The organism is Photobacterium japonica (assembly GCF_050337005.1).
In the GTDB taxonomy this organism is placed as follows: domain Bacteria; phylum Pseudomonadota; class Gammaproteobacteria; order Enterobacterales; family Vibrionaceae; genus Photobacterium; species Photobacterium japonica.
This window is the reverse complement of the sequence record NZ_JAKJSN010000020.1, coordinates 76,153-102,643: the sequence shown is the minus strand read 5'-3', so window position 1 is coordinate 102,643 and position 26,491 is coordinate 76,153. Positions and strand designations below refer to the sequence as shown.

Sequence of the window (26,491 nt, the reverse complement as noted above, 5' to 3'; positions counted from 1 at the left end):
GTATTACTCGCCACCTATTTAATCCTGATATTGGCGGTGACCAATCTGGGTCAGACACGGTTGATGGAATCCCAGCAGCGAGAGCTTAACTTGAAAGTACAAAGTTATGCGACCATGCTCGAATATTTTTTCTATGTTACGGATGATGAAATTGCGAACCTCAGCCGCAATAAATCCATGCAAACGTATTTTGCCAACTTAGCTTCCGGCATGTCGATGCAATACGGGTTGGGGGCCAGCTTGTTTAAGCTGGATAAAGAACTGAGTGATCTCACTGCCCATACAGATGTACACGGTATACCGGTGTATAAGCGGATTGTATTGCTGGGTTTCGATGGCAAGGTGATAGCCGGCAGTGATGATGGGCAAGCATGGGATGTCGAGAGCCATGGCTATACGGCAAACAGTGATCGAGACTTCATGCTGAGAACCGTGCAAAAAGCCGATGGCATGCACATCGAAATGATCAAAAACGTTTACTACAGCGGTAAGCCGGTCGCGTATCTTATTGTCGACATCAATAAAGACGTTATCATTCGACAACTTACCACCCAAGAACATGAAGGCAGTCGTAGCCGTATTGAATTAGTGGAAAACAACGAAGGTATTTTCGTGTGGGATTCACTGCAGCCGGAAGAGCGAAATAAACCGGATGCCTTGTTATCTGATAAGATTTATTTTGAAACCTCAATTGAAAATACCCCCTTCGCCTTGAAGAGTTGGTTCGACCCGATAAACGAGAAAGACATATTAACCTCAGCATGGTTTATTGCCGGTATTTCATTTTTGGCTGTGCCAGTATTCTTTGGTTTGCTTTATACCTTCAAAATTAATAATTCAAATATTATTCTTCGTACTAAAGTGTATGAAAGTAATCGAAAGAAAAAAGCATTATTCCAGCAAAACAAACGCTTGGTAAAAGAGATAGAAAAGCGTAAGGAGTCAGAACAAAAACTGGCCTATCAAGCGACCCATGATGCTTTAACGGGGTTGCCCAATCGCAAATACGGCTATGAGCAATTAGAAGAACTGCTTGATCGTGCAAAAGTCAAAGGCACGCAGTTTTTGGTGATGTTCATTGATTTGGATAACTTCAAACAAATCAATGACAGCTTGGGGCATTTGGCGGGCGATTATATCCTCAAGCAGAGCAGTCAGCGTTTGCTTGCAGCAACCTACGACAAAGACATTTTAGTGCGTTTAGGTGGTGATGAGTTCTTATTGGTCATTGACGATGCCAAGGTTGATAAGGCAAAGGATCTTGCTGCGACCATTTTGGCGCTGTTTGAAAAGCCCTTCATTTGGAATAACCGTGAGTTCTTCATGTCGACCAGTATTGGTATCTCGGTGTATCCCGAAGATGGACAGAATATTCAGCAGTTGTTGGCTTCTGCCGATACCGCGATGTACCGTGTAAAGCAAGATGGGCGTAATGCGTTCCACTTCTACCATGAAGCGATGAATACTGACTTGCAGCGTAAATTGGATCTCGATGGCCGTTTGCGACAGGCTATCGTGAAAGATGAGTTAGCCATTTACTATCAGCCGATCATTGACCTGCAAACCAATACTATTGTGGCCGCCGAGGCCTTACTGCGCTGGAATGATAAAAAATACGGCATGATTTCACCGGACGAATTTATTCCTTTGGCGGAGCAAAATGGCTTGATCCATAAATTGGGGAACTTTGTGACGATGCGAGCATGTCAGCAAGCGGCACAATGGCAATCCATCCAACCCTTGGTCATCGCGGTCAACTTTTCCAGTGTTCAGTTCCGCTTCTGTGATCAGATTTTCCAGCAAATTCAACATGCGTTAGCCAAATCTGGCTTACCGGCCAATAAGCTGGAAATTGAAGTGACAGAAAGCTTGTTATTCGATCACAGCCAAGCTGTGATTGCCTTACTGGAAAAGCTGCAAAGTTTAGGCACCCAATTAACCATCGATGATTTTGGGACTGGCTATTCGGCGTTGAGTTACTTACAGAAATTCCCGTTTCATCGATTGAAAATTGATAAGTCTTTCTTGCTCGACATTCACAGTAATGCAGCAAACAGAGAGTTGGTGAATGCGATCATTGCCATGGCGCAAGCGCTGAAGCTTACCGTGGTCGCCGAAGGGATTGAAACCCATTGGCAGGGGAATCATTTGCAAAAGATGGGCTGCGATTTTGGTCAGGGCTACTATTACAGCAAGCCTGTACCGGCTGAGGAATTTGAAACCTTGCTACTGACGTTCAATGCGACGTCTGGAGGAAGTCAAGGCTCGCACGCCACGTCGATAACATCAACCTCCTGATTCGGGCGGGGGAGAGCAAGAAACAAAAAAGCGAACAACCGACGTTGTTCGCTTTTTTACACCGCAGTGTCATTGTTCATATCAACGCTGGGTTACAGTGCTGAGTGCTTACAGCGCTTGCAGTGTGAATTTTTCTGTTGGCTCAACGATTTCTTGTTGTGCTGCGATGGTTTGCAATTCCCACTCACCACGATCGCTGGTGGCTTTAAGGATGGCGTAACACGCATCATTACAGTGTGCGAAAGCGTCCATTGCGTTACCACGTGCCAGGAACTGACCCGTGAATAGCGCCGAAATCAAATCGCCCACACCGACAGGTTGCTTATCAAACGCAAGGTGAGGACGTTGCGCCAACCAGCAGCCTTCTTTGGTCGCCAGCATCATTGAAAACATCTCATCAGAGACACTGTGAAGGTGTTTAACTAATACCATTTGCGGGCCTTTATCCAGCGCGATTTGACACGCTTTCACGGCATCTTCCAGAGAGTGGATCTCCATTCCTGCAAATTGGCTCAGTTCAAACTGGTTAGGGACGATGATGTCAGCCATTGGCATCAGCGTATTGATCAGGTGCTCTGCAATACCGGGTGCGACAATACAGCCTTTGTCGGGTGCGCCCATAACAGGATCACACACATACAATGCATTCGGGTTCGCTGCTTTTACTTGGATAACGCTGTCTTGGATAGCAAGGCATTGTTCAGCACTGCCTTGGTAACCGCTTAGGATCGCTTCACAGTTTTCCAACTGTCCGATAGCGGCCATACCCGAGATTAAATCAGTAATATCAGTGGCTTGAAATGCACGGCCCGTCCAGCCTTCTTTGTATTGCGTGTGGTTGGAGAACTGAACGGTATGAATAGGCCACACCTCAAACCCCATACGTTGCAAAGGGAATACGGCTGAACTGTTGCCAGCATGGCCATATACAACATGCGACTGGATAGAGAGAATACCTTTCATTATTTAAAATCCTGTTGGGGTATGTTTAGTTCGAAAGATAATAATGTGACTTGAACATCATCACAATCAATTCTATATAAAATGTAATATTTCATAATCATAGGTCACTATTTTAGCGTCAAGACGCATAATTTGCTTATGAAGCCAGTTGAAAAAGCACTTAAAGTCGCGCCACATTGACAGGGAGAAAGGCATCATGACGTTACCCATTATCGAATTAGACACCGCGCGTTTACGGTTACGGGGCTGGAAAGGCAGTGACTATCCTGACTTTGCGGCCATGACGGCAGACCCTGACGTCATGCGGTATTTTCCCCATTGCTTATCGACGGATGAAAGTCATGCGTTAGCCAGTCGCATCCAAGGACTCCTGCTTGAACGCGGGTGGGGATTTTGGGCGGTTGAGCTGAAAGCGACCGGGGCATTCATTGGTTTTGTCGGTTTGCACAAGCAAGATGCGTCAATCGCTATTCCCCATACGCCGATGGTAGAAATCGGCTGGCGATTAAGTAAGGCCTATTGGTATAACGGCTACGCCACCGAAGCGGCACGTGCCGCGCTACAGTTTGCTTTTGAGCAGCTTCAACAGCCTAGGGTGTATGCGTTTACTCTGTTAACGAATACGCCTTCACGCAAAGTAATGGCAGCGCTGGGTATGAGTAACATCGAGGAAGATTTCGATCACCCCAATTTATTGGCGTACCCTGACGCTGTGAAGCGACATTGTTTGTACCGCATTACAAGCGACGAATGGCGCGACCAGTAAAGGCGCATACGCGTTGGCGCAGCGTGTGTGCAAAGCGACAGGCAATCAAAAATAAACCGAGCAGGAAGAGGTATACGCTGGCGGGCTCGGTGATTTCAGTGGCTGCCCCGCTTTCTTCACCAGCCCCGCAGGCGCCTAGAGAGTCACCGTGTCCGAGGTGCCCAGAGAGGGCATTACTGTTAACCGTTAAGGTTTTTTCTGCTGGGGTGCCGGGTTTATGGCAAAGGGTGACCATATCGGCCATGGCATGAGGAGAGAGAGCGACGAGGTTGATAATAAACAGACAAGTAAATAAAGGGTGATAAAAAGTGCGCATACTCATAACTCCATTTTGAGATGATGCCAATAATTGGGTAGATGCACAGAGTGTGCCAGTTAATTATTCGCTAAATATCAATGTATTATTACGTTTTATAGAGAGGGTGGGGCACCACGGATACGAGGATGCAATGCAGATTGCAATAACTCAATATCATGCTGCTGGTTGTTGTGTTAGGCGCATTGCGATAGAGAAAGCATCGGCTTTCACGACAGTTTGCAGCGAGATCACAACAGAGTAATATTCTTCTCTTAATGCGATTCTATTATGTGATTAATTGCACCTGATCATGAAATGTTCAATGGCAAAATGCTAGCTTCTTCAGTGCATAATATTGAAGGAGTATAATATGCAAGGTTCAAATTCTAGATTTCCATTTATAGCCAATGTCTTAATTTTTCGTCAGTTTCTCTGGGGGGCGGCGTTTTACGGTACATATGTGCTGCTTACCAAGTTTTTCTTAGATGAATTGAACTACAGCGAAGCAGACACCATCATGATGATGGGTGCCTTCGGTGCGGTTGGCCCGGTCTTTTCAGCCGTCGGCGGTTTTTTCGCTGATCGGTACCTTGGGTCGTTCCGTGCGGTCTACATTGGTTACACCGTTTATACGTTTGGCTTCTTCTTGTTAGGCTATGGTGCCAGTGACTTGAACGTCCCATTGAGTATTTTTGCCATTGCATTGATCGGTTATGCGCGAGGGTTGTCAGCGACCAGTCCAACGGTATTGTTGGGGAATTCGTATTCTGCTACCAACCGCGAAGCCTTCCAGCAAGGTTTAACCATTAACTACTCATTGAACAACCTCGGCTCGTTTTCATCCAAATACCTTTTCCCCTTCATGGTTGCGTACCTAGCGTATGAAGGGAACTTCTATATTGCTTCCGGTTTGATGTCGATCACCTTGGTGTTGTTTGTTCTGTTCAGAAAGCAGCTTATTGAAGTCGGTAATGATCTCGATAAAAAGCCTGTCAGCATGCCTGTGTGGATTGGCTTTGTTCTGGGTTCTGCGGTCATGCTGGGTTTGGTGTACTGGGTGTTCTCTAACCTGGATGCGGGTAAATACTTGTTGTATGCCTTAGGCTTTGGCGCTATTGGCTATTTCATTTATGAAATCACGCAAGCCACACCAGCGTATAAGTACAAAATGTGCGGTGTGTTGATCACCATTTTCATCATGATTGTCTTCTATTTTTACTACGGTCAAATGCTGACATCGATGAATATTTACGCCATCAATTTGATGGGTGATCAACTGTTTGGCTTTATTCCTATCCGTCCTGAATCGAATGCCGCCTTTAACCCGTTATGGTGTTTTGTGTTGGGTGGACCTGTGATTTATGCGTATGCATGGCTTGAGAAGAAAGGCTTCTCGCCATCTATCCCGACTAAATTCGCGGCGGCCTTTGTCTTCAGTGCCATTGCGTTTTCTCTGCTTGGGTTATCGACACACTTTGTGGGTGTTGACGGTAAAATTTCAGCAAACTGGATTCTATGGGTACATTTCTTCCAGTCATTGGCGGAATTGATTGTGGGCGCGCTGGGGGCTGGGTTTATTTTTGAAATGGTACCGCGTTATTTGTCAGCGTTCTCCATCGGCTTGCGTTCTGTCGCGTTGTCGTTGAGTGGTATTTTAGCCGCCGTCATTTCAACCCGTATCGCATTGCCAAAAGGGCAGGCGTTGACGCCAGAGATTATAGAAAACGTGTACGCGAGTTATTTCTTTAACCTCGCCATACTGGCGGTTGTCATGGCGTTTGTGACCTTGGCATTGTCAAAAGTGATTACGTCACTGGTGCAAAAAGGGGAAGCGATCGAGAAAGCGGAGCAGGCGGGCACGCCATCACCGCAACACTAAATCGCAGATGTGTTCGTGTTATCTTAAACGCCAGTGTTGACTGGCGTTTTTTGTTTTTGTAGATATGGCATAATACCGCGAATGATAAAGTCAGAGGATAAAGGCGTGAAACAGCATGTAAAAGCATTGGCAATCGGGTTGGCCTTGTTCACCTTGGCTGGCTGTGGTGACAAATTGCAGATCACTGCGACCCCGGTGAAAGGGGTGGAAAGTATTCAGTACCACCAATCTCAACTTGATGTGTACTGTGAAACCGGTATTTGCCAATTTGATTTATTGGCCAATGAAGATACCGACCTGAAAATCAACATGCACTACAGCCAAGCGAAGCCGTTTGAAAAAATCGAAGGCGTGAGTGTGACGGGTAAAATGGGATCATCGGTGAAGATGTTAAGCGGTAATGCATTCCAGGTATCGTTAGAGGCGAATGCCCCAGCAGCGACGCTGCAAATTGTCGATTATTACCGTAATTAATTGAGTACGTTAGCAGAGGCATTACCTTGTTGCTGATGTGACTTAACCCAAAGAAAAGGGATGTTACCTGCTTAATCACAAAGCATGGTAGCGTCCCTTTTTTACGCCCATACCGTGCCTACTTTTCTTCACGTTTGCGTTTATGACGATTGGACGCGCCTGCTGCGGGATTCACAGGGACGGCTTTCTTTCCTGCCATTAGGTGTCGAATGGCAAGCACCGGATGGTGGAGCAGCATTTTGGGGCCAGCATAGCGCATGATCGTTTGAGACTTGGCTTTGTAATCGGCTTTGTAGCAATGAATAGGACACTGCTTACAGGTGGGCTTGTCTTCCCCGTATGGGCAGCGATCCAACCGCGTGTGCGCATAGTGGAGAAAATCCTGACAATCATCACACACGGCTGGCGTAGCATGGTGATGCTTACAGTAAATCACCACCATGGCTTTGAGAGTGCGGTACTCTGTATTCAGTGCGCCAAGCAGCGGTGGCCATTGTTTTTCATCTGTCACGGGGTTGCCTCTTGGGTGTGAAAGCCGATTATTCACTCAATAAGTGGTATGTAAAATACACCTATCATTGCTCGAAAAATATGACCTAAATCGTGATTTTTATGATAATTGCGCACTTACATGTTAAAAGAAGGAAAAAAACGCACCAATCTACTAAGAATCCTTGTGCTATCGCTTGATTTCAGCGGTGTTGAGCAGTAGTATCCGCTCCTCTTTTTTTATGGTGGTGTATATGAGCAGATTTGAGTGCCTAGAAAGAATCGTCGAGGAATATCGTAAGAAAGTCCGCGATGCGGAGTTTAATAAACAGAATGACAGTGAAGTCGCTAAAGTGTTGGTTCTGCTTGTTGGAAACTCTATGTTCAGCTTGGCAGATGAATTTGCAGATTGGGTAAATCGTGGTGGTGATCGTAGCTACGGTGGTAAGTTTTTTGTTTCTAAGCAGTTGATGACATTGCTTGAGCCTGTAACTTTCCGTGGTGTCACTGTTCGTCGTGACTCGATTAAGCTATTCCGAATTTCGTAATTCAATAGCCAATATCGTTTATTCAATGACTCTCATAAAGAAAAATTGAAGAACAGATTTTTAACTGATGTTTGCTGTGCAAGTCTCAGTTAGCACTAAAGGATGCTTCGGCATCCTTTTTTGTATCCGTTATTCCTGCTCAATCGTCGGCTTTCTCCGCTGATGCTCGTACTTTTCCTGTCTCATTTTCCTGTCTATTTTTCTTGTCATTTATCCCTTCCTCTTTCTCCCTTTCTATTTCATCTACGGCATGGTTTTTTCCTCTTTTCTCGCCCGATTGACTGCAAGTTGTCAGCCAGTGTCGATGGGCAGTTTATATGACTAGCGAACTTTGATATAAAGCGTGCAGTCAGTCATAAAAAGAGAAAAACAGAAAATGGATGCAGAATTTTGGCATAGCCGTTGGGCACAAAACCGCATTGGCTTTCACTTGGATGAAACCAACCCGATGCTGGTGGAATATTGGTCGGAACTGAATACGACACGCGAAGATGTGGTATTGGTACCCATGTGCGGCAAGTCTGAGGACTTAACCTGGTTGGCACAAAAACACGATAACGTGGTGGGTATCGAGTTAAGTGATATTGCCGTGCGTTCGTTCTTCGCTGAGCATTTTTACACGCCCATGGTGACGGTATTAGGCAACGGCCAAACCCTGTACAGCTTCGATGAGATCGGTATTTACTGTGGTGACTATTTCACGACACAGATTGATCCGGTCGATGTGGTGTACGATCGCGCGGCATTGATTGCAATGCCTGAGACGCTACGTCGCGAATATGCCGACAAGTTGCAGTCGATGGTAAAAGCCGGTGGCCGCATTCTGTTGATCACCCTTGACTACCCACAGCATGAAATGGACGGCCCTCCGTTCAGCGTGGCACAAGCCGAAGTGGAAGCCTTGTTCAGCGGTTGTCAGATCCGCCGTTTAGCCCGCGATGAGAAAGATGAAACCCACCCGCGTCGCCAGCAAGGCCTGACCCGTTTCGCGGAAGAAGCCTGGTTGATTGAGGTTAACTGATAGACGTTAACTGGCGGATAGTCGTTCGTCGAGAGCCGCTCGCGAAAAACGCACAGTAAAGGCGCCAGTCACAGATGATGTGACTGGCGCCTTTTTCATTGGTTTAAAGCCGTTATCAGGGCTGCGTTATGATGACAAACGCTTAGTAAATAACCTTGACGTCAGCCGCGGTTGCCACGGCGTCCTTCACTGCCTCGTCAATGCTATCACGACGGGTCAATGCGACCCCTAAACGGCGTTCGCCATTGATCTCAGGCTTACCAAACAAACGCACTTGCGTGTTAGGGCGCGTCAGCGCCACGCTGAGGTTATCAAAGCGGATATCTTGTGATTCGCCCTGTCCGAGGATAACGGCAGATGCTGACGGGCCATACTGCGTGATACCGTGGATAGGCAAACCCAAGAAGGCGCGAGTGTGTAGTGCAAACTCAGACAACTCTTGGGAGATCAGCGTAACCATGCCAGTGTCATGCGGGCGAGGGGAGACTTCGCTAAATAGCACCTCATCGCCACGAATGAACAACTCAACGCCAAACAAGCCGTAGCCACCCAGTGCATTCACCACGTTCTCAGCCATGGCTTGTGCGGCTTTCAACGCGTTGTCTGACATCTGTTGTGGCTGCCATGACTCACGGTAGTCACCGCCTTCTTGACGGTGTCCAATAGGCGCACAGAAATGCACACCGTCGATGGCACGCACGGTGAGCAAGGTAATTTCATAGTCAAACTCAACAAAGCCTTCGACAATCACACGGCCAGCACCCGCACGGCCGCCTTCTTGAGCGTAGTGCCAAGCCGCTTCAATGTCTGCCGGTGTTTTGATCACACTCTGACCTTTGCCAGAAGAGCTCATAATCGGCTTCACAACGCACGGTGTGCCGATGTGCTCAACAGAGGCGACAAAGTCATCGTATTGGTCTGAGAACGCGTAAGGGGACGTAGGAATGGCCAGCGTTTCAGCCGCAAGGCGACGAATGCCTTCACGGTTCATGGTCAGTTTCGTTGCATTGGCTGTCGGCACCACGTTCACGCCTTGCGCTTCCAGTGCTACCAGCGTGTCGGTTGCAATCGCTTCAATTTCAGGCACCACATAATGTGGCTGCTCAATGGCAATCACCTGCTTCAATGCGTCACCGTCGAGCATGTCGATCACATGACTACGGTGTGCCACATGCATGGCAGGGGCATCGGCGTAGCGGTCAACCGCAATGACTTCAAGTCCTAAACGTTGGCATTCAATGGCGACTTCCTTACCAAGTTCACCAGCGCCAAGAAGTAATACGCGCGTAGCCTGCGGGCGGGTTGCTGATCCTAACATTGACATTCCTTACTGGGTTGAGACTGACGTTGTAGCAGATCATACAGGATTTCAGTTGCCACGCAATCGTTTGCTATTTCGTTGGCGAGGAAAACAACAGGAATGACGAGAAAATCGACATTTCCCCTTATTCCGTCTATTTACTGTCTTACTGTTGGGTGGTAAGACAAAGGGGGGGGGATGCAAAAGGGATAACACGAAAAAAGCCGCTCAACAGCGGCTTTCACAAGGTAACGAGCAGTTTAGACATGACCCGTGAGGGCTTAGGCTTTCGCTTTGGCGTGCTTTCTGTTTTCCCACTGGGTAATGAAAGCCACAGATCCAATAATGATCGCCGCTCCCAGCCATAAACGGCCCGGTGGTGCCCAACCAAAGACAACCCAACCCGCCAGTACGTTCAGTGGCAGTTTGGCATGGTCAAATGGCTGCACAAACGACGCATCTGCCACCGCATAGGCTTTGGCAATCGCCCATTGTGCTAGCGCGGTCAGCAAGCCTGCCGCCGCCAACAAGCCCCACGTGAACGGGGTCGCTGGCATTGTAAAATCAGGCAGTGCTAAGAAAATATTGAACGGCGTGATCAAAATAAGCAGGTACACCACCATGGTGGTCGGTGAATCATACGCTGACATTTTCTTCACCATCAACGAATAGCTGGCCCAGAAGAACGCCGCACCCACAGGGAGTAACGTGGCCCAGTTAAAGCCATCTGCCCACGGTTCAAGAATGATCATGGCACCAATGAAACCGGTCAGGGTCGCAATCCAACGTGCCGTGCCGACTTTTTCTTTCAGCAGCAAGCCCGAACCAATGGTTGCGAACAGCGGCGACGTCATCAGCAACGCAATCCCTTGCCAAATCGGAACCGGGTAGGCTAACGCCCATAGCCAAAGTTGAATCCCGATCACAGATAAAAAGACGCGGAAGCAGTGCATGCCAAAATGGTCGGTTTTCAGGGCCGTACGCAGACCTAGCGATCGCAACCAAGGGAAAATGGCAATTAGCGCAATAAAGTATTGGATCAGGGCGACGGTCGTGGACGGAAGATGCATATACATGCTGAGGTATTGCGCCAAGCTATTAACTAAGGCAAACGCAAACCCTGCCGTAAGCATCCAGCTCGCCCCTTGTAGTGGGTGATGTTGGTGTGACATGAATGGGTGATTTCGTTAAGTGATAAACGCAAAAATCATACTCTTGGCACCGTGCGGATGGAACATTTTTCTATTCAATGCGGTGTTTTGGCACAAAAAAACCGCCCTAAGGCGGCTTTTCGATGATTACACTGCCAAATAACGGAAAGGGATATCCGCGTTTAAGGCGTGCAGTGCGTGTTCGGTGTTGGCGCGGTGGCTGATGGTGCTACCGGCTTTTTCGACTAATGCGGCCGCCGCCACCTCAGACAAATCATAACCGGCCATGTTCATGCTGATCAGCGCGACTTGTAACGGTGGCAGGCTTGGGTTGAAAGCTGCATTTTCTGCGTACATGCCCACGAACGTGTCACCTGACTGTGTACGCAGTGCGACACCCGCAAAGTTATTGGTGTAAGGCGCATGGGCACGGTTAGCAGCCTCACAAGCCGCTTGCAGCAGCGCATCGGTATCATCACACGCCATGCCGTGATTAACGAGGGTTAGAAGTGCATCGTTGATACCCAAGTCGCTTGGGCCGAATGATTCTGGCAAATACGCTTGCAGTGTTTTCGCGTCACGTTGTGGTAATTGCACCATCAAGTCATTTGCGGTCGTCAGTTCGTTCATGAACTGGCGGCAATGGCCACATGGGCTGTAGTTGATCGTGATGTCCTGAATGCCGGTTTCGCCTTTTAGCCATGCATGGCTAATGGCAGATTGCTCGGCGTGGACACTGTGTGACAAGTCGGTCCCAACGAATTCCATGTTGGCACCAAAGTACAAAGTACCGGATAAGCCACGGGCAATCGCACCAACGTGGAAATGAGAAATAGGAGCAACAGAATAGGCGGCAGCAAGGGGAAGTAATGCAACACGTAACTCACTGTCTGACAATTGCGTCTTCGACATGAGTTCAGCGAACGCTTCAGGGCTAAGTGTGGCATCAAAGTTATCAGCTTCTAACACCGGTTTGATGGCAGCGGCTAGGTCTGCTGGAAGAGCGCCTAAAGCATCCTTTACTTTAGTGTGCATGAGTTATCACTCCGTCTTGTATATGGAGAAATATTGTAGGCGGAGTGATAATAATTGTGTGTGATCCAGATCACACTAAGTGCTTGATACTTTCACTTGTTACATGTTTGGGAGTCGAGTCACACGGTTTGTAAAAAGATTAACGATTTTAATCAATAACTTACTCATGTATTCGATTACTTGCACGTTATCGCAAATTTTTCATGAAAATAGCTTCATTATCAATGGGAATACGAGCGGTGCCAAAATGGACGTCATTACCCCGCATATCACCAACGCCAGCGAACTGAACGCGCCTTCTTGGTGATTCTCTTCGGCCGCTTTTGCTGTGCCCAGCGCGTGCGATACCGTTCCCATCGTCAAACCTTTCGCAATCGGTGCGTGTACCCCAATCAGCTTAAACAGGGGGTAACCAAACACCGCCCCAAACAAACCCGCCAGAATCACCATGATCGCCGCAACCGATGGCACGCCGCCAATTTGTTCAGACACCGCCATCGCAATCGGCGTTGTCACGGATTTAGGTAGGATAGACGCGGTTAACTGGGCATCAGCCCCCATCATCAAAGCGATACCAGCACCGGTCACCATCGACAATATACTGCCGATAAAGCACGTGGTGAGGATCACTTTCCACTTTTGACGGATTTGACCCAGCTGCTCATACAAAGGAAACGCCAGCGCCACAACCGCTGGTTCCAGCAGGGCATTGATCCACTTGTTTTGCTCAAAATAGGTTTCGTAAGGCACGTTAAGCCACATGAGCAAAGGGATGAGTACCAACAGGCAAATGAGTAACGGATTCACAATCGGGTGCTTAATGAATTTCGTGAGGTAACGTGCACCGTAGAAAACAACAAGAGTAGCCAATAACCAAATCATTGTTGTTCCTTATAATGCGTTGCAATACCGATCACGATAAAGACCACCACGCTGCTGCCAATGGTGCTGAGTAAAATGGTTAAGCTGTTATTCTGAATCAAGTCGAGGTAATTCATTAATCCCACACCGACTGGCACGAACAACAGCGCCATGTGTCTGATCAGAAAGTGGCAACCGGGCATCGCCCACTGTGCAGGCACCAGTCCCATAGAGAGAGAAAGAAACAAAAGGAGCATGCCAATAATGCTACCGGGAATGGCGATGCCGCTGAAGTGCTGTATCCCTTTACCAATCATGAGACACACAAAAATGATTAAAAATGAGCGAAGATATGCCATGAGCCCTTCAGGATTTGTCTGAGGAAATTTTATTTATCATACAAAATAAACGTGATCTAAGCCACAGAAAATTTAACGGGCTTAGAACGGGATCATAACGTGTTTCGCGGGCAAGGGGAGGTCGCAGAAGGCTAATCTGAGGCAAAGATCATAGCGAGGCCGGCTAAGGCAAGCAGTGCGACAGACACTTTATGCAAACGGCTGTGTTTTACGATGTGTTCGGTCGATGACAGGGGGTCAGGTTCCGGTGATGGATCGTCTGGTGGCGCCGATGGTGGCGTGCTGTCTTCATGGATTCGGCGACAGGCTTTTTCCGGTAACGGCACGCGAAAACCATAATGGGGCACCGCTTCAATGGGAATACCCATCGCGCCGTGGTATTCCAATTTACGGGTGAGGGATTTGAAGATGGTGTTTAGATCATAGTGATTGGTGTGGCTGTCTTCGTAGGGGTCAATTTGCACAAAGGTTTTGTCGTAGAGTGATTCCGCACTGATCACTTCACCGGCGCAGTAGCACAGCACTTCCAACAGACGCGACTCATGCACCGTGAGTGCGGTGTCGGCACGGTCTTTCCACACCAACAGGCACAGATCAGGCTCAAAATCGACCGTTGTGAAACGGTAACAGCGGGTCAGCGTTTGCGTTGTCATAGATACCACTTTAATGACGACTACTTTTGTTACGACGACTTTCCTTGGACCTGTGAATGCATGCGCTCCATACAGCGTAAAGTGTGAGTGCACTGCACGGGTTGTGCAATGTCATTGTTAGGATATTGCCTTATAAAAAATCCCCTCAGCATGAAATGCATGAGGGGATTTTTAAATATGCCGACGTTTCTATCGTTTACCCGCAATGCGCGGACTGCAGAGGTGACAATATAAAGCCTGAACAGTTAGACCAGCGACGCTACATAGTCATACACCGCTTTCAGGATCTTCATGTTTTTCTCGCTGCTTTGGTGCTCATGACCTAATGCTTCGAGGTTTTGCATGTAGTTCGGCAGGTTCTCTTCAAAGAAATCCTGACAGTAGTGTTTCCACTGTTGCTGTTCTTTGTAATCCAGCGTCATCGGGAAGTTGCGCGCACGGTAGCGGAACAGCAATGGCTTGATACGCGGGTCTGCCACATTCAGCTCAAACTTCGCCAACTCTTCCGGTGAGGTTTGACGAATAATGTCCATCGTTGAGCGATCAGCGGGCGAGAAGAAGCCTGAATATAGCTGCGTGTCCACATTGTTGTTTTCGGCGTACTCACGCTCTTGGCTGTAAATCGCCAGCAGTTTTTCACGCACTTCAGGGTGCGCTTTCAGTATTTGCAGGTGCTTCAGGCACTGTTCACGGTCAATACCGATACGCGCTGCATCTTCCGCACGCAAGGTTTTCGCCGGTGCTAATACCGGGCACTTGTTCAGGTGAACCAGTTTTAGCGGTACAGGCAATTCGTCAGGCGCCAGATCAGCACGTTTGGTGTACAGACGTTCACGCAGTTCATCGGCACTCAGTTCCAGCAATGGGGTCGGGTCCATCGCCAAATTCACCGTGATCACCGCGTTCTTGTTGTCTGGGTGCCATGCCATCGGCACAATCCAACTGGTGTTGCCACATTCCACCCCAAACATGCCAGAGACATGCATCAGCGGTGTCAGCTCAACAATATCAATCAGTTCTTGCAGCTTGCGCTTATGGCGTAATTCAAAGAAGTAATTGAACAGTTTCGGCTGATTGTTTTTCACAATCTTTGCCAGTTCAATGGTCGCGTACACATCGGCCATTGCATCGTGCGCATTGGCGTGTTCAATGCCGTTGGCCACAGAAAGCAGTTCCAGCTTAAAGCTAGGCAAGCCATCTTCATTGTTTGGCCAGTTAATGCCTTCTGGGCGCAAGGCGTAGCAGGTACGCATAATGTCCAGCAAATCCCAGCGTGAGTTGTTGTTTTGCCATGCCCACGCATACGGGTCGAAGAAGTTACGGTACAGGGTGTAGCGCGTGACTTCATCGTCAAAGCGCACGTTGTTGTAGCCAATCACACACGTATTCGGTTTCGACAACTCTTCGTGAATACGGGCAATAAATTCAGGCTCAGACAAGCCTTCCTGATGGGCTTTTTGCGGTGTGATACCGGTGATCAAACACGCTTCCGGTGCCGGGAGGTAATCCATCGGCGGCTTACAGTAAATCACCAGCGGTTCGCCGATGATGTTCATGTCCATATCCGTACGCACCCCCGCGAACTGGCAAGGACGATCAAGAGAAGGCGTAGCACCGAAGGTTTCGTAATCTAACCAAAACAATGTTGGTTCATTTGTGTTTTTCATTGTCGTTTCCTGAAGCCACGGAAGCTAAAATAAGTGATTGTTTTATAATTAATTTTGTCATTGTTGCTGTCAATCTAAGCGTAACATCTCAGGACACATACAGTAAGTATCCCGCAACTAGGCGGAAAGAGGCAAGGCGGAAAGGGAAATTCATGGGCGAAGGGAGACATTTTACGTAAGTGGTTGAGATAATGAATCGATGTACGCATGAGCGAATAAGCATTTGTGTCATTGTGTAATGGCGCAGGTATTGGTGACGCTGTCACTTTTGGTTGTAGGTTACGATGTAAAATAAACACTTAATCTGTTACTTGTCGTGCTGAATGAGCCATCACTTTGTGCGAAGAATTGACGGGTTATTCACTGCAAGCGAATAGGGTAAAATACGTGCTATAAACGTTATAAAAGGGAGAAACCGTAGAGAATCCATGATGAATCCCGCATGCAAATGGGTACACAAGCAATTGGATATAGTGCGTAGAAGGGAGGGGCTGTAAGATTATTCCTACATTTGCCGTAAGTGACTGATTTTAAATGCTTGCTTTTAAGGTGCAAATGTATGCATTCTCTTGGAATTTTAGAGTATTAGCTTTACACTACGACCTTGTTTTGCGATCAATGTCACGGTCTATATTATATTGAAACGCGTACTCTCTTTTCTGTTTCTCCTTGTCGCTTTTCCTGCATATTCAGCGGATTACCTGACTGAGGACGAACAAGCATATCTCGACAAAAAGTCACTGTTCAAATTTGGTGTGTTGAAAGAAGCCTGGTTGCCCTATTGGGGTGGCGATGCACCGCCATTTTCTGGCATCAACCATGATTATGCCGTCGGGATCAGTAATGAACTCGGGTTTAAGTTCACCTATACCTTTTATAACACGTTGAACGATCTCCATAATGCCATTGAAGACGGTGAGATTGATGCGATTGTAGGGTTGGGTAAAACCGATGCGCGTGAAAAACAATTCCTGCTCAGTGACGTGATTTATGAAAGTCAGCGCATCATTTGGTTACGTGACAAACGACTGATGGACAAACCGCGTAACTCGTTGCGTTGGGTGTGTGTAAAAGGCTCATCGTATTGCGATGCGATTGCCAACCGCGGCTATTCATCGCTGTCGTTGGTGAATACCCCTGATGCGGCGCAAGAGATGATCCAGCAAGACTTGGCGGATGCCACTATCTTGAATTACACCTCGTTGCTGTCGTCGCTGGGTAAGAATATTAGCGCACCCGGTAAAGTGGTGTTCGACCGAGAGATTGGCGCGCAGGACTACCGTATCATCGTGGCGAAGCACAAGCCGATGCTACTGAGTATCTTTAACAAGGTGATTGCGGCGGAAAAAGCGGGAGAAACGAAACTGCCGATTAACTCGCACAATATTTATTCCTTGGCAGAACAGGCGAATTTCAATTTCGTGATGGGCGGGCGAGGTGGCGACAATGTGGTGCGTTATACGGTTGAAGAAGATGTGTTCCCGTTGTCATATCGCGATGAAGTCGATGGATCATTAAAGGGGTATGTGCATGATCTGATGAAGGTCTTGGACTCTCGAACCATCCTTGAGTTGGAATATGTGCCCATGTACGGGCAAGACCCGATGCAGATGTTGCGTGATGGCAAAGTCGACATTTTGCCTTATCAGCACATGCTGGATGTGGATAAGCAAGATTTCTTGATCACGGAAAAATACTCGACGTTAGAATTCTTGCACTTACGCATGAAGAATACGAGTGACAAGAAACGCTTGGGTATTTTAGACCGTATGGGGGATTTTTATAACTTCGTGCGTACCGATGGCCGATTTGATTCCATTCAGGTGTACACGCGCTTTGATAACTTACTGACGGATCTCAAGCACGGCCAAATTACCGATATGTTGATCAACAAAGATTTGGTTAACCAAACCTTGATGCTGCATTTTGATACCGACTATGAAGTGATTGAGCCGAGCAAAGAGTCTCGCCTGAAGATGGATATCGGCATGGTGATGCGTGAAGAAAACGTCATCATGCATGATCTGATCAACAAAGTGATTTCCACATTAGGGCCGGAGGAGTTAGATCGCATTCGTGCGTTGCACAGCCGTATCACGGTGAACTACGGTTTTGATAAGAACGAAATCATCACCATGAGCAGTATTACGTTCTTGGTGTTTTTATTGATTTTGATGCCGCTGGTGGTGTCTTACCGCAAAGTAAAAAAAGCCAAGCGAGAAGCGTTACAAGCGATTGCGCTGCGTAATCAGTTCTTGGCGGTGGTGAGCCATGAGTTACGTAACCCGTTGGCGGCAATGCTAGGGTTGATGGAAATTCTGTCGAAGAAAATCACCAACGATGATAGCCAACTGTTGCTGAAAAATGCGATTAACTCGGCCGATAGCCTGAAGCATCACGTCAACAATATTCTCGATTTTTCCAAAATCGAAGCCAATCAGTTGCGACTCGATGTACGCCGTTGCAGTTTGATTGATGAATTGTCCCCAATGCTGCGCAGCTTTGAGGCGAACACGGCGGTGAAAGCATTAACGTTTGATGTGAACTGGGCGCCCACACCGTATATCTATGCGCAGGTGGATGCCATGCGCTTGAATCAGGTGGTGATGAACTTGTTGTCGAATGCGGTGAAGTTTACCGAACAAGGTAAAATCAGCGTGAATATCACGACCACCAAAACGGATTTATCCATTGAAATCAACGATACCGGCTGTGGGATGACGGAAGAGCAATTGTCGCGGATTTACTCGCCATTTGTGCAGGCCGATGCCAGTATTGCCCGCCGCTACGGCGGGACCGGTCTGGGTATGTCGATTGTGCAGAGCTTACTTCGCTTAATGAAAGGAAGCATTGAGATAAGCAGTGAATTGGGTAAAGGCACCACCGTGAGTGTTTCATTACCCATTAAAGCAGAAGCGGTGGTTGTTGATCATGCTGGCCACACTTTTTACACCAACCATGATCAAATCACAGCATGGCTATTGGGGTGGGGGATCAATCTGGCTTCACAGTCAGACGCGGATCATTGGTTAACGCAAGATGAGTATGGCACGAATATCTTCCCTGATTTATTACTCGGTCAGGTGCTGCGTTTGATTGATCATGGCACAGAGCCAGTATCGCCTGTCAATAGCCAGCGGTTAACAGGCCATGTGCTGGTGGCTGACGATGATCCCATCAACCGTCTATTGATTAAACGGCAGTTGAAGGAGATTGGTGTAACGGCCACCTTGGTAGACGATGGCCAGCAAGCCCTGGATGAATTAGAACGGCATGGTGATGAATACGCGTTGCTTATTACCGATTGTCACATGCCGAATATGGACGGTTATGAGTTAACAAAGCAGGCCAAGCGCCATTGTTGGAAAGGCAGGGTGGTTATTGGCTGTACGGCGGAAGATTCGCGTATCGCCGTCACTAAAGCCGAATTGGCGGGCATGGATACGGTGATTTTCAAACCTTACACCCTAATGGCGCTGTATAAGGTGCTCAAGCCACATTTGCAAGCAACAGAGCCTGCGCCGATAATGCCAACCATTTGGATTGATGACTATCTGGATAGTGAGCGTGAGGAAGTGGCCACGGTGGTCGTGAGTGCGATGACTGCCGACATTGTGCAATTGAACCAGTCGCCAGAGGAATACAAGGCCATTGCACATCGTATTAAAGGCTCTGCGGGTGTGTTGGGATTAAGAGATTTGAGTCTGTATGCCAGCCAGTTAGAGCTGTCAGAAAACGCCGCTGAGATTGCGCACCATAAGCATAAATTAGTGAATGAAATGTCCAAAGTGATCGCGCAAGCAGAGCACTGGCTGCAAGTGAATAAACCGGAATAATAATGAAAATTCTCCTTATTGAAGACGATACCATTCAGATGGTTAGCTTGAAGCTAAAGATTAAACGTTTGGGCTTTGACGATATTCTTGTCGCCACGAACGGTATTGAAGCACTCGACATTATTAAGAACAATGCTATCGACTTGGTGTTCTGTGACTTGCGTATGCCTGAAATGGATGGTGTCACCTTCCTGGCGCAGTTGGCTGAATGTAACTGCGGCATGAGCGTGGTGATCTTGAGTGCGGCAGATGAGTCGGTGTTGCAGTTGATTTACAATATGTGCAGCTTGTCGAACTTCAAATTTGTTGAAGTGATTAAAAAACCGTACAAACAAGACGATCTCGATAACGTCTTTGAAAAGCTGGCGTTGGTGGATGAGCACAGTGTTGATCCAAGCCAGCAAGAAGAGTTGACGGCAGACGAACTGGCGGCCGGGTTTGAATACGGTTTATTCACGAACCATTATCAGCCACAGTTCCACTTTCAAACCGGTGAAATGGTGGGGGTGGAAGCCCTCGTGCGCTTTGAGCATCCGTTGCATGGCGTGATCGGCCCACACCGTTTTCTGAACGTGATTGAGCGTTTGGGTTACAGCCAGAATTTGTTCTACGTGGTGCTGAAAAATGCCGTGGCAGCCATCAGTAGCATGGATACAGAACTGCAATTATCGGTGAACATCGCAAAAAGTAATTTAGAATCAAAAATTTGCGAGGATGTTTTTGCGATTTGTGAGCAGTATGATTTTCCATTGCACAAATTGACGTTAGAGTTAACCGAACACGATGTGTATAACGGTTCCATCACGTCGTTAGCGAATTTGGCACGCTTGCGCATGAACGGGGTGGGGTTGTCGATTGATGACTTTGGGACGGGCTATTCGTCGTTGGAGCAGTTGGCACAATTGCCTTATACCGAATTGAAAATTGATAAATCGTTCATCTATGAACTGTCGACCAATTATAAAAATCAGCAGATCACGCATTCGTGCTTGATCTTAGCGAACTCTCTAGGCTTAACCTGCGTGGTAGAAGGCGTCGAAGACGAAGAAACGTGGGAATACCTGCGTCACCATGGCGGGGATATCTGTCAGGGCTTTTATACCGGCTCACCCATGACCGCCGATGCGTTGCTGGAACTGTATTACAAGAACACCAACAAGAAAGTGGAAGCCGATAATCTGTTTGATGGCTTGCATTGCTTGATTCTGGATAACCAGAGTGTCAGCGGTAAAGCACTGAAAAAGCTGTTGCTGAAAAATTACCATGTGTTCAGTGCTAAGTGCGAAATGGTGACACGCAAGAGCATTGAGGTGGTGAATGGCCATTTAATTAACGCCATTATCATCAATCAGCATGACGTGTCTGCCGAGACGGTTGCGCTTTGCCTTGAAGCACGCACTCTGGGCTTTAAGGGCGAATTCATCTTCCTGGCGGATTACAATGCGCAATGCCCTGAGTTTATTTCTGCACAGTTAACGGAATACCGTTGGTTAGTCAAAGAAAAAACCCTCAACGAGACCGCGAGCAAAATTGTGAATGCGATTTTGCACGGTGAAAACCGTTATGCCATCGACAGTACCGTGCAAGAAAAACTCTCGAAACGTGAACGGTTCGTGGCGGATTGCCTGATCAAAGGGTTATCGAATAAACAGATCGCGAACGAACTCGATATTAGTCAAAAAACAGTCAGTACGTATAAAACCCGCGTACTGACCAAATGCGGTGTTAAGTCGATCATTGAACTGCTGAAGTTCAACAAGATTGAGTGATAAAACATGAATAAAATGGATCTGAAAGAATTGAAGGTGCTGATTGCCGATGATGCACCGATTGTTTTAGCCAGTTTACGCGGTATGTTGATCAAGCTTGGCTTTTTAGATCACAATATTTTTCATACCAAAACGGCCCGTGCCTGCATTTTCATGGCATCACGTGATAAATACGACATTATCATTTGTGATTACAACTTCGGTAAAGGGTTGAACGGTAAACAGGTTTTTGAAGAATTTAAGCACTATAAGCTGATCAATGATGATGCGGTGTTTGTCATGATCACCGCAGAAAGCTCGTCAATCATTGTGCGGTCGATTCTTGAGTTGATGCCGGATGAATACATCCTAAAGCCGATTAATATTAATCAGCTCAAGCAACGATTAACCTTGTCGTTGCACCGGAAGAAATCGCTATTGGCGCTGTATTCGGCGGAAACGAACAAACAGTACCATGAGGGTTTGAAAGCGTGTGATGAGCTATCGCCGTTTTTCCCTGAGTATTACTTCACGATTCAGAAGTTTAAGGGGACCTTTTTACGCCGTTTGAAGCTGTACGAAGAAGCCAAAGCGGTGTACGAGCAAACGCTGGAAGAAAAGCCGGTTGACTGGGCGAAGATTGGCCTGGCGAACGTGTTCATGCATGAAGGCAAGCGGGTAGAAGCCTCTGAAGTGCTCAATGAGTTGTTGGCGACCTCGCCCAATAACATTGGCGCGCGGGTTGAAGCGGCGAACCTGAGCATCATGAACAAGAACATTCCCGAAGCGATCGGTCACCTGAAAGCGGCGAATAAGCTGGTGCCAGAGCATTCTGAGCGTGAACTGGTTATCTCTAACCTCTGCATATCCGTAGGGGATTACGCAAGCGCGTTGGAGCGTTATCGTGTGTATATGGAGATCAACCGCGAGACGTACCGTAACTCGATCTTTGCCCGCTTTAACCTGACGCGTTTAGTCTTGTTCTCTGCGCGTAACAGTGAAGGGGCTGCGCGTGAAAAGTTGTTGGCCGAAGCGCGGATGATGCTTAAAGCGTTGTTTGACGAAGACAAGAAAGAGCAATACCGCAGTCAGTTGGATCTGCTGGTGGCGCACTTGTCGATGGAAGAGAAGAAGTTCGTTGAAGCGATTGATATTTTAAACCCGCTGTATAAAACGAAGCCGTTTAAGCACTTCTATGACCGCTATCACTTCTGTTGGTTACTGAACGTGATGTCTTATGACTCGGAGTTCTCAAAGAGTATCCGTTGGTGTAATGAGTCGCTGGTGTCGAATGAAACCGAGATCATCATGTCGAGCAAAATCGAGATGGCGAAAGCCCTGCAGCAGGTCAACACCGACAAGCAGAAGTGGCTGGAAAACATGTACCGGATGATCCACAGCAAGAAGGATAATATTCCGGACATGCTCAACATCTACATTCTGATCATTCGTCGCTGCCCAACATTGCGTGCTGTGGCATTGAAAATTGTGATGATCATGTCCCGCTGTTTGCCGCGAACGATGAAGATTGAAGAGGTCGCAAAACTGCTCGAGCACTGCGATAAGATGATCCGTCAGTTGATGACAGAGAAAGAGCGTGAAAACATGCGCTATGATCTGTTCTACCAGAAAGCATCAGAACGGATAGAGGCGCGCGAATACGGCGTTGTCTAGCCCGTACAGAGAGTGTATTTAGGATTTACCGATAAGAGCCGTAAGTGGTCATTACTTGCGGCTTTTTCATGGGCGAAAACCGAGTGAAGCTGATGACAGGCACAAGTGAAAAGAGCGGCATAGCGCGTTGTGTGTGATGTTTCGTGCTGTGTAGCGACGAGGCGAAGCGTGGATGAGAGAGAGCAGAGGCTAAATAGTAAGCATAAAAAAGAGCGCTACAAGAGCGCTCTTTTGGAAACTTTACGTAAGGGGCTTAAAATTAAGCGCGCTCAACGTTAGCAGCTTGAGGACCTTTCTGACCTTGTTCGATATCGAAAGATACCTTTTGGCCTTCAGCAAGAGACTTGAAGCCTTCGCCAGAGATAGCACGGAAGTGAACGAATACGTCAGCGCCGCCGTTGTCTTGAGTGATGAAGCCGAAGCCTTTCTCGTCGTTGAACCACTTAACGATACCAGTTGCTTTAGACATGTTATGTCTCCTGAATAAAATAAATTGTTTCGCGCTTAGAGAGCGCACTTAAGCCATCATAATGTATTACTTATGGACAAAAGAATGTTGAGATCTTCAGGTCGGTCGCTGGTTGAAGCGGTGGAACGAAGTTTTCTATTTCAATTTGTGGCATAAATAGGTCTGCATTACAGGCCGAGGAGTATTAGGCCACACGAAAAGGGTAGAGGCAAGTAAATAGTCGTGAGTTTAGGTGTTTAACTAGCAAAGTGTGACCAAGATAGCAGGCATTTGCAGATATATGCGTGAATATACAGATTGTTAGCGGTGTGGGGAAAATGCGGGAAAAGAGGTCGGAGCAGGGTGAGGAATTGCGGCTAAACGGTGGAAAGTAAAAAAGGGCTGTAACAGCCCTTTTGCTCAACCTAAATCGAGGATTTAGACTTTTTCTACGTTCGCTGCTTGAAGACCTTTTGGGCCTTGCTCAGTTTCGTAGCTTACTTTCTGGCCTTCAGCCAGTGTTTTGAAGCCGTCACCCGTGATAGCACGGAAATGAACGAATACGTCAGCACCGCCGTTGTCCTGTGTGATAAAACCAAAACCTTTTTCTTCGTTAAACCACTTAACGGTACCAGTTGCTTTAGACATGTTGTCTCCTGAATTACTTACATCTGTACATATTGCCAATACTATTTAACTGCATCATTGGTAACAATTGAATCCCTCTAGTTCCAGTGTAACTTGCAAAAAGTATGGCCAGATGAAGCGATTCTTGCTCAGTGTTGCGTATTGCCAAACACTATTGGTCTTCCACAAGATTAGGCAGGATGATGCCATTTGCAAATACTTTTGTTAGAAAAATGTGGAGGAATTCACAGCAAACCGTTCGACAGGTACACAACGGGCAGAAAGTTTATTGAGCGAACGCGGTTTATATCCTTGATATCCCATGGAATGCGTATGAACGGGGATCATTGGGTGGTCAATCGCAGGGGCAGCCTGAGAGGTATAACGCTTCTTTTTCGTCCACGATTAGTGTGCGGGTTTCTGCACTACATCAAAGTAATGAATGATCTTTTTTGAATGGTTAAAATGTGACTTGAGTAGCAACAAAGATTTCTGTTATAACGGGATGAGTTAGGTTTTTTAGATTCATAAAAGGAAAAAGAATGAATAATATCCTAGAGCTAGTTCGTCAAACACGTCGTAAGAATAAGCTAAAGCGTGAGATCCTGGATAACGATCGTAAAATTCGCGATAACCGTAAGCGTGTTGAATTGCTTGAAAACCTACTTGATTACATCAAGGCAGACATGACACACGATCAAATTCTTGAAATCGTTGAAAACATGAAAGGCGATTACGAAGATCGTGTTGATGATCACATCATCATCAGTGCTGAGCTATCAAAAGAGCGCCGCGAAGTAAGCAAGAGCGTTAAAGATCTGAAGAAAGCAGAAATCGCTTCTCACCATTAATTTCGCCACTGTTTACTAAAGCCCGATTTTTATCGGGCTTTTTTTGTGCATGAAAAACTTACATAGCGCCGTAAATAGATTAAAATAATCCGCAAATATAAAGACATACGTACGTTTTTTGATGGTGTGTCGCCAAGCCGTAGGGAGTAGGTTTGTTTAAGCATTTAGGTTGGTTAGTCGGCTGTGCGCCACTGCTGGTAAATCCCCCTATCTGGGCTGCAGACGCTGACGATAGCGTGGATACGCCACAGGCTGTATCGCCTTATACATTACGTGCAGAGCGAGACAGCGAAGCATTATGGGGTATTGCAGGCGTCATTCGGGGCGCGACGATCCCCTATGCGACGAAATCGGTGGTGGAAGACAGTACGGTGTCCACGTTTGTGCCGATGATGTTTTATAAAGGTGAGCGGTTCTTTTTGAACGGCACGGAAGGGGGGATGTGCCTTTTCCGCAAAGATAACTGGGAATTAAATGCATTATTGCGGATGCATTTTATTGATATCCCATCTTCATTTCAAAACCAAATTGGCGGGGATACCACGGACTTAGGCCTTCAAGTTAAATATTCATGGGATGATTATTACGCGCAGTTTGATGTGCTGAATGACCCCGATGGACGTTTCAGTGGACAGGCGACACTTGGTGCGGATTTGATGTTTGACAACTGGCGCGTATTGCCAGAGGTCAGTGCCATAGTAAAAAGCGAACGCTATAACAGTTATTACTACGGGCTGAACCTTGAACCCATTGATGCGGGGATCGACATCAAAGCCGGTGTGGGTGGCAGTTACCACGTCACGTCCCAGTTACATTTAGTCGGTGGTGCGTTTGTGCGGCATTTTGGTCAAGGGGTCAGAGATGCGCAGATGGTCAGTGAAGACTGGCAAGGGGAGCTATTTCTGGGGGTCGGGTTCTTTAATGATCGCAGTCGACCAAGAAAACCAGAAATCAATACGCAACCGTATTTCCGTCTCGCGCACGGCTGGGGTACACCGTCTAACATCGGTGATATCTTTGCCGGTAACCGAGTCAAAGACCCGTACAATAATCAGCTGACGTCTTTCTTTTATGGGCACCCGCTGACGGACGAATTGTTTGGTGTACCGCTGGACATTTACCTGACACCGGGTGTGGTGTGGCATTGGCACTCTGAGGTGCAAAGCAGTACGCAAGAGTTCGTGGTCGCGATTAAGGCCTATTATACCCTGAACTGGCCGTTCACATGGCGTGTCGGGGTGGCTGAAGGGCTGTCCTATAGCCGCGATATTACCTATATTGAACAAACAGAGATGGACGAAAAAGGGTATGAGCCCAGTAAGTTGCTCAACTTCCTCGATTTGTCTGTGGATGTGAATGTGGGTGATTTAGTCAATGAAAAGTCACTGAATAACGTGTGGGTGGGGTACAGTTTACATCACCGGTCGGCGATCTTCGAGAGTGCCTCTCAGTTTGGTCGTATCAAAGGTGGCAGTAACTACAACACCGTGTATGTGCAGTTCGATTTTTAAGACGTAAATAAAAAAATCCCTATCGCGAGATAGG

23 protein-coding genes are annotated in these 26,491 nt (G+C 47.3%); 11 read left to right on the top strand and 12 right to left on the bottom strand.

The window, feature by feature from the left end; genetic code table 11:
* Nucleotides 1-2,298: putative bifunctional diguanylate cyclase/phosphodiesterase (locus L4C36_RS09320; protein ID WP_428477532.1), on the top strand; the 2,298-nt coding region annotated here is incomplete at its 5' end.
* Between the two features lie 108 nt (nucleotides 2,299-2,406).
* Here L4C36_RS09320 and pdxY read toward each other — a convergent pair.
* On the bottom strand, nucleotides 2,407-3,261 hold the full coding sequence (pdxY, locus tag L4C36_RS09315) for a pyridoxal kinase PdxY (RefSeq protein WP_428477531.1): 855 nt from the start codon (nucleotides 3,259-3,261) through the stop codon (nucleotides 2,407-2,409).
* Between the two features lie 196 nt (nucleotides 3,262-3,457).
* Here pdxY and L4C36_RS09310 point away from each other — a divergent pair, with 196 nt between their 5' ends.
* On the top strand, nucleotides 3,458-4,027 hold the full coding sequence (locus L4C36_RS09310) for a GNAT family N-acetyltransferase (protein WP_428477530.1): 570 nt from the start codon (nucleotides 3,458-3,460) through the stop codon (nucleotides 4,025-4,027).
* On the opposite strand, the gene L4C36_RS09305 is transcribed toward L4C36_RS09310, so the two are convergent.
* On the bottom strand, nucleotides 3,999-4,343 hold the full coding sequence (locus tag L4C36_RS09305) for a hypothetical protein (RefSeq protein WP_428477529.1): 345 nt from the start codon (nucleotides 4,341-4,343) through the stop codon (nucleotides 3,999-4,001). The genes L4C36_RS09310 and L4C36_RS09305 overlap by 29 nt on opposite strands.
* 352 nt (nucleotides 4,344-4,695) lie before the next feature.
* Here L4C36_RS09305 and L4C36_RS09300 point away from each other — a divergent pair, with 352 nt between their 5' ends.
* Both L4C36_RS09300 and L4C36_RS09295 read left to right on the top strand, forming a co-directional pair.
* On the top strand, nucleotides 4,696-6,204 hold the full coding sequence (locus tag L4C36_RS09300) for a peptide MFS transporter (protein WP_428477528.1): 1,509 nt from the start codon (nucleotides 4,696-4,698) through the stop codon (nucleotides 6,202-6,204).
* 105 nt (nucleotides 6,205-6,309) lie between these two features.
* A complete protein-coding gene (locus L4C36_RS09295; protein ID WP_428477527.1) occupies nucleotides 6,310-6,678 on the top strand; it encodes a spore gernimation protein in 369 nt (122 codons plus the stop codon).
* A gap of 118 nt (nucleotides 6,679-6,796) precedes the next feature.
* Here L4C36_RS09295 and L4C36_RS09290 read toward each other — a convergent pair whose 3' ends face one another.
* Nucleotides 6,797-7,189 carry a nitrous oxide-stimulated promoter family protein gene (locus L4C36_RS09290; protein WP_428477526.1) on the bottom strand — a complete coding sequence of 131 codons (393 nt, stop codon included), beginning with the start codon at nucleotides 7,187-7,189 and terminating at the stop codon, nucleotides 6,797-6,799.
* Between the two features lie 232 nt (nucleotides 7,190-7,421).
* Between L4C36_RS09290 and L4C36_RS09285 the strand changes: the two genes are divergently transcribed.
* Together L4C36_RS09285 and L4C36_RS09280 are read left to right on the top strand one after the other, a co-directional pair.
* Entirely contained in the window at nucleotides 7,422-7,715 is a 294-nt protein-coding gene (locus tag L4C36_RS09285) for a hypothetical protein (protein WP_039461086.1), read from the top strand.
* Nucleotides 7,716-8,091: 376 nt separating this feature from the next.
* The gene (locus L4C36_RS09280; RefSeq protein ID WP_428477525.1) at nucleotides 8,092-8,736 is read left to right on the top strand and encodes a thiopurine S-methyltransferase; all 645 of its coding nucleotides are present in this window, start codon (nucleotides 8,092-8,094) and stop codon (nucleotides 8,734-8,736) included.
* Between the two features lie 142 nt (nucleotides 8,737-8,878).
* Here L4C36_RS09280 and purT read toward each other — a convergent pair whose 3' ends face one another.
* From purT to sbcB, 7 genes are all read right to left on the bottom strand, one after another.
* Nucleotides 8,879-10,054 carry a formate-dependent phosphoribosylglycinamide formyltransferase gene (purT, locus tag L4C36_RS09275; RefSeq protein ID WP_428477524.1) on the bottom strand — a complete coding sequence of 392 codons (1,176 nt, stop codon included), beginning with the start codon at nucleotides 10,052-10,054 and terminating at the stop codon, nucleotides 8,879-8,881.
* A gap of 263 nt (nucleotides 10,055-10,317) precedes the next feature.
* The gene (locus L4C36_RS09270; RefSeq protein ID WP_428477523.1) at nucleotides 10,318-11,208 is read right to left on the bottom strand and encodes a DMT family transporter; all 891 of its coding nucleotides are present in this window, start codon (nucleotides 11,206-11,208) and stop codon (nucleotides 10,318-10,320) included.
* Between the two features lie 126 nt (nucleotides 11,209-11,334).
* On the bottom strand, nucleotides 11,335-12,222 hold the full coding sequence (gene cdd / locus L4C36_RS09265) for a cytidine deaminase (RefSeq protein WP_428477522.1): 888 nt from the start codon (nucleotides 12,220-12,222) through the stop codon (nucleotides 11,335-11,337).
* Nucleotides 12,223-12,423: 201 nt separating this feature from the next.
* On the bottom strand, nucleotides 12,424-13,104 hold the full coding sequence (locus L4C36_RS09260) for a CidB/LrgB family autolysis modulator (protein WP_428477521.1): 681 nt from the start codon (nucleotides 13,102-13,104) through the stop codon (nucleotides 12,424-12,426).
* Nucleotides 13,101-13,442 carry a CidA/LrgA family protein gene (locus tag L4C36_RS09255; RefSeq protein WP_428477520.1) on the bottom strand — a complete coding sequence of 114 codons (342 nt, stop codon included), beginning with the start codon at nucleotides 13,440-13,442 and terminating at the stop codon, nucleotides 13,101-13,103. The genes L4C36_RS09260 and L4C36_RS09255 overlap by 4 nt, the downstream gene beginning before the upstream one ends.
* A 131-nt stretch (nucleotides 13,443-13,573) precedes the next feature.
* A complete protein-coding gene (locus tag L4C36_RS09250) occupies nucleotides 13,574-14,095 on the bottom strand; it encodes a hypothetical protein (protein WP_428477519.1) in 522 nt (173 codons plus the stop codon).
* Nucleotides 14,096-14,340: 245 nt separating this feature from the next.
* Complete coding sequence (sbcB, locus tag L4C36_RS09245; protein ID WP_428477518.1) at nucleotides 14,341-15,762, bottom strand: exodeoxyribonuclease I; 1,422 nt, start codon at nucleotides 15,760-15,762, stop codon at nucleotides 14,341-14,343.
* A 638-nt stretch (nucleotides 15,763-16,400) separates the two neighbouring features.
* On the opposite strand from sbcB, the gene L4C36_RS09240 reads away from it, so the two are divergent.
* From L4C36_RS09240 to L4C36_RS09230, 3 genes are read left to right on the top strand one after another with little or no spacing between them, the layout of a single operon-like run.
* On the top strand, nucleotides 16,401-19,598 hold the full coding sequence (locus tag L4C36_RS09240) for an ATP-binding protein (RefSeq protein ID WP_428477517.1): 3,198 nt from the start codon (nucleotides 16,401-16,403) through the stop codon (nucleotides 19,596-19,598).
* A 2-nt stretch (nucleotides 19,599-19,600) separates the two neighbouring features.
* Nucleotides 19,601-21,367 (top strand): EAL domain-containing protein, encoded by a 1,767-nt coding sequence (locus L4C36_RS09235; protein WP_428477516.1) that lies wholly within the window; start codon nucleotides 19,601-19,603, stop codon nucleotides 21,365-21,367.
* Nucleotides 21,368-21,373: 6 nt separating this feature from the next.
* Nucleotides 21,374-23,020: a response regulator gene (locus tag L4C36_RS09230; RefSeq protein ID WP_428477515.1), complete on the top strand. Its 1,647-nt coding sequence runs from the start codon at nucleotides 21,374-21,376 to the stop codon at nucleotides 23,018-23,020.
* Nucleotides 23,021-23,279: 259 nt separating this feature from the next.
* Here L4C36_RS09230 and cspE (L4C36_RS09225) read toward each other — a convergent pair whose 3' ends face one another.
* Together cspE (L4C36_RS09225) and cspE (L4C36_RS09220) are read right to left on the bottom strand one after the other, a co-directional pair.
* Entirely contained in the window at nucleotides 23,280-23,489 is a 210-nt protein-coding gene (gene cspE / locus L4C36_RS09225; RefSeq protein ID WP_428477514.1) for a transcription antiterminator/RNA stability regulator CspE, read from the bottom strand.
* Between the two features lie 417 nt (nucleotides 23,490-23,906).
* Nucleotides 23,907-24,116, bottom strand: coding sequence for a transcription antiterminator/RNA stability regulator CspE (gene cspE, locus L4C36_RS09220; protein WP_107347945.1), 210 nt, complete (start codon nucleotides 24,114-24,116; stop codon nucleotides 23,907-23,909).
* Between the two features lie 521 nt (nucleotides 24,117-24,637).
* On the opposite strand from cspE (L4C36_RS09220), the gene L4C36_RS09215 reads away from it, so the two are divergent.
* Both L4C36_RS09215 and L4C36_RS09210 read left to right on the top strand, forming a co-directional pair.
* Nucleotides 24,638-24,946, top strand: a complete 309-nt coding sequence (locus L4C36_RS09215) for a DUF496 family protein (protein WP_428477513.1) — start codon at nucleotides 24,638-24,640, stop codon at nucleotides 24,944-24,946.
* 152 nt (nucleotides 24,947-25,098) lie between these two features.
* Entirely contained in the window at nucleotides 25,099-26,457 is a 1,359-nt protein-coding gene (locus L4C36_RS09210; RefSeq protein WP_428477512.1) for a MipA/OmpV family protein, read from the top strand.
* The last annotated feature ends 34 nt before the right edge of the window (nucleotides 26,458-26,491 follow it).